The organism is Rhodovulum imhoffii, from assembly GCF_003046545.1.
GTDB lineage: Bacteria > Pseudomonadota > Alphaproteobacteria > Rhodobacterales > Rhodobacteraceae > Rhodovulum > Rhodovulum imhoffii.
The window spans coordinates 1-3,918 of the sequence record NZ_QAAA01000040.1 but is presented as its reverse complement, the minus strand read 5'-3'; the positions used below and the strand labels follow the sequence as shown (position 1 = coordinate 3,918).

At 54.5% G+C, this 3,918-nt stretch carries 2 protein-coding genes and 2 pseudogenes; 3 read left to right on the top strand and 1 reads right to left on the bottom strand.

Annotated elements, in window-relative coordinates:
- Positions 1–94 precede the first annotated feature (94 nt).
- The 3 genes and pseudogenes from C8N32_RS15400 to C8N32_RS14550 form a co-directional block, all read left to right on the top strand.
- Positions 95–289, top strand: a pseudogene (locus tag C8N32_RS15400) (integrase core domain-containing protein); the annotation flags it as partial.
- Positions 290–529: 240 nt separating this feature from the next.
- The gene (locus C8N32_RS14555; protein WP_107893690.1) at positions 530–2,176 is read left to right on the top strand and encodes a Hint domain-containing protein; all 1,647 of its coding nucleotides are present in this window, start codon (positions 530–532) and stop codon (positions 2,174–2,176) included.
- 760 nt (positions 2,177–2,936) lie between these two features.
- A complete protein-coding gene (locus C8N32_RS14550; RefSeq protein WP_107893689.1) occupies positions 2,937–3,581 on the top strand; it encodes a glycosyltransferase family A protein in 645 nt (214 codons plus the stop codon).
- Between the two features lie 45 nt (positions 3,582–3,626).
- Here C8N32_RS14550 and C8N32_RS14545 read toward each other — a convergent pair.
- A pseudogene (locus C8N32_RS14545) lies at positions 3,627–3,824 on the bottom strand (integrase core domain-containing protein); the annotation flags it as partial.
- Between the last annotated feature and the right edge of the window lie 94 nt (positions 3,825–3,918).

The window sequence follows — 3,918 nt, the reverse complement described above, 5'->3', positions numbered from 1 at the left end:
CGGCATTCATCGCTCGGATTCCAGAGCCCCATCGCCTTCGAGCGAAAGGCCCATGAAGTGAGCTAAACGCTCTCCACAAAACCCGGGCAAGTCCAAGATCTTCTACTCGCTGGCCGAGGCACGCGTGGTGATCGAGGCGTGGCAGGTCCATTACAACACGGCGCGGCCTCACTCGTCCCTGGGCTATCGGCCACCAGCGCCGGAGGCCGTTCACTGGGCACCGTTTCGAGACCAGGGATCAGCCCCGCCGCAGGCATCTGCCTTGGCACCAAGACCCGTCATGCGCTAAGACTGAAACCGGACCACCCGATAGGGGCAGGCCACAGGCCAGGCGGGATGAACACCTAGACTATAGTATAGGTGCTGTGACTATAGTATAGGTGCTGTGACTATAGTATAGGTGCTGTGACTATAGTATAGGTGCTGTGACTATAGTATAGGTGCTGTGACTATAGTATAGGTGCTGTAATTGTTTCCAAAATGATATAATTTTGGCTCATCAAAGGGGCTCATCAAAGGGGAGGTTGAGATGCCAGTATATACAGGAAGCGGAGGTGCGGACACAATAAAAGGTGGCAACGGTAATGACACAATAACCGGCGGTGACGGCAATGATATTATCACCGGAGATTCTACGTTTCAAATATTGTCGAGTAATTTCAATACTGGACTGGGTGTTTGGACAATAAATGGTAGTGGGGGCGTCTATAATCCGCCATACAACGGGACTAGCGACCGTGTCATGTGGATCAATAACGACGGGCAAAACTCGGCTTCGGCCAGTGTTGTCGGCCCGTCTTGGAGCAGCGATCTCAGCTTTTCCGTTAAGCTTGATGCGACAACCCAAAGCGATCTCGGCACCACCCCTTCAGACACTGAAAACGGCGGACATACTTTTCGAGTGGAAATCGTGGTGGATGGAACGGTTGTTGCAAGCGCGACAGAAACCACCGACCCGACCACCAATCTGCTTGAGACATATACGCTCAACCTGACGGCCACTGGCAACACGCCGACCAACCCGACCGCTCCCATGCGGGTGCGCATCGTCGAGGATAAAGCCGATGGTGACGAGATCACTAATAATCTCAATTTCGACAATGTCACCCTGACGGTTACAGATCCGAATGTCACCGGCGCAATGAATGATGTCATCGATGGAGGCGCTGGAAACGATACCATCATGGGAATGGGTGGTAATGACAGCATTTCAGGTGGCGCGGACAACGATTCCATTTATGGCGATGCCGGCAACGATACGCTCGTGGTCGGGCAGGGGGACAGGGCCTTCGGTGGCAAGGACCGCGACAGCTTCGTGCTCGATATCACCCAGGCCGGTCTCGGGGACACGTTCTTCATCGACGGCGGAACCGGCACGACCTCAGGCAACGATACGCTCGACGATTACGATGTCATCGATCTGAATGGGCTGACGAAGGTCGCCAATTCCTTCAGCGCCAGTCAGGATGCCGACGGGAACTCCTTTACCGGGACGATCCAGGTTACCGACGGCACCGATACCTGGACGGTCAATTTCGCCGAGATCGAAGGGGTGCTATGCTTCACCCCCGGCACCCATATCGAGACCGACATGGGCCTGATGCCGATCGAGGATCTGCAAGTGGGCGATCTGGTGCGGACCAAGGATAACGGGTTCCAGCCGATCCGCTGGATCGGGGTGCAGAAACTGTCCGCGCAGACGCTGGCGGTCAACCCGAAGCTGCGTCCGGTTCGGATCCGGGCCGATGCGCTGGCGCCGGGCTACCCGATCACCGATCTGGTGGTCTCTCCGCAGCACCGGATCCTGGTAAACTCCCGCATCGCGGCACGCCTCTCCGGCACGCAGGAGATCCTGGTGGCGGCCAAGCAACTGGTCTTGCTGGATGGCGTCGACTACGCCGAGGATCCTTCGGAGGTGATGTATGTCCACTTCCTGTGTGAGCGGCATGAGATCGTTTATGCCGAGGGCGTGGAGACGGAGACGCTCTATACCGGTCCGGAAGCCTTGCGGACGCTCAGACCCGAAGCGCGGGAAGAGATTTTCACCCTGTTCCCCGCACTGGCGGAACTGGACCACGCCCGGCTGCCCGACCCGGCCCGGCTGATGGCCTCCGGCAAGGTTGCGCGCAAACTCGCAATGCGCCACAGGAAAAACGGGAAACCGCTGGTGTGCTGAGAATTGCCCGTTCCGCTGTCGCAGCGGAACGGGATTTCACGGTTCCCGCAATGCGGGGCCGCCGCAACCCGGCGCAGAACAGTACGATTGACTGGACATGTCCCGGTTCGATGCCGCTCCTTTGATAGCATTTATTGCAACAAAGGAGACGCACTATGGGAACGAAACGGACGAATGAATTCCGGGCTGATCGGTGCGGATTGCACTGTTCTGCTCCCCGAAACTTCCCTCGCTCTGATGTAGAGTTTGCTCAACCATGAAGGGGTTTTGTTGCACGAATCCGGGTTTGAGCGGATTTTCCTTGTGCGGACTTATCCTACAGCTTCAGTGACAGGTAGCCCGATCCGCGTTGTCAGATCCACAAGGCGCGCAACATCACAGAGCGGCTCACCCCCAAGTTTCGGTGCAATCGCACGATACGCCGCGCTATCGCTGGCGTAGTCGGCGCGATTCTCTTGAAGCAGCAAAACCCCGCGTTCGCGAAGTTCAGCAGGATAGACGGGGGTGAAACGTCTCTTCGTCATAGGCTCATCCTTTGAGTGTTTTATCTCCGGTAAACACCGGACGGTTCAAAATGGCTCTGGACTTACAACAACGACCGGCCCAACATGGCTGTCGGTCGGATAACACCCGCAATGCAACTGAAAACAGCCGCGTAAACTCTACGGCTGGGTCCAATTGAAAATGGGGGATTACCAAATAAAATCCGATTGGAAATCAATCGGCATGGTCAGGAATATTTTTAAAACCGGAGGGCAGGATGGAACCGGAATCCGAATGTCTTAAATTAATCCACGTCATTGCGGTTGCATATCAACGCTATGGGGAGTTAAAAATCTTCGTCCAGTCGTGGATAAATCAGACGCAGGCAAATTGGAAGTTGACTGTAATTCACGATGGTTATGATGAAAAATTTATCAAGATCATGGGGGATTTCAGGAATATTTGCCCTGACAAGATAGATTTTAAATGTACGGAAACACGCTATAACGACTGGGGACATTCCCTAAGGGAAATTGGCCTGAAGGAGGCGGAGGGAGATTATGTTCTTTTAACAAATGCAGACAATTATTACATTCCCAAAGCCGTTGAACTTATCAATGACAGCCTCCGGAAGGCAGGGAACGACGCGGATGTTGTAATATTTAACATGATCCACTCACATAGCAGGCCAGGTGGCCGGAATTTACCGAGTTATTCATTCTTCGATGTAATTTATAAAAAAAGGTCCATTGATATGGGCGCCGCAGTAGTTTCAACGGAACTGGCGGTTGCCGCCGGGTTCAAAAGCCGAACTCATTCCGCAGACGGCGATTATTTTAGAGAAGTTTCGAGAATAAAAAGGGATAGTGGGAAAGAGCTTCGGATAATCAAGATACCCAGTGTTCTCTTCGTTCATAATTGATGTGCCCGCCCAGTGACCAAGGGGGAGCGACGTCTGTCTGTCCACTTAACCTTTTTGGCTTACGAATGACATGACGGTTTGGACGGGCCGTCTGCCCTGGTTTCTGTAGCCGAGATGCGGGCGCTCGGTGTTGTAGTGGTTCAGCCAGGCGTCGAGATCGGCCTGGAGCGCATCGACGGTGTCGTAGAAGGTCTCGCGCATTTTCACCCGGAAGAACTCGTCGAGGACCGTGCCGTTGAATCGTAAGCGCTGTCACCGCGGCACGCCTGTTCAGCTTGACGGGTTGAAGTTCCATGGCAGGAGCTCGTCGATCCTGCTGGCGGGGTGACCGGCGGTG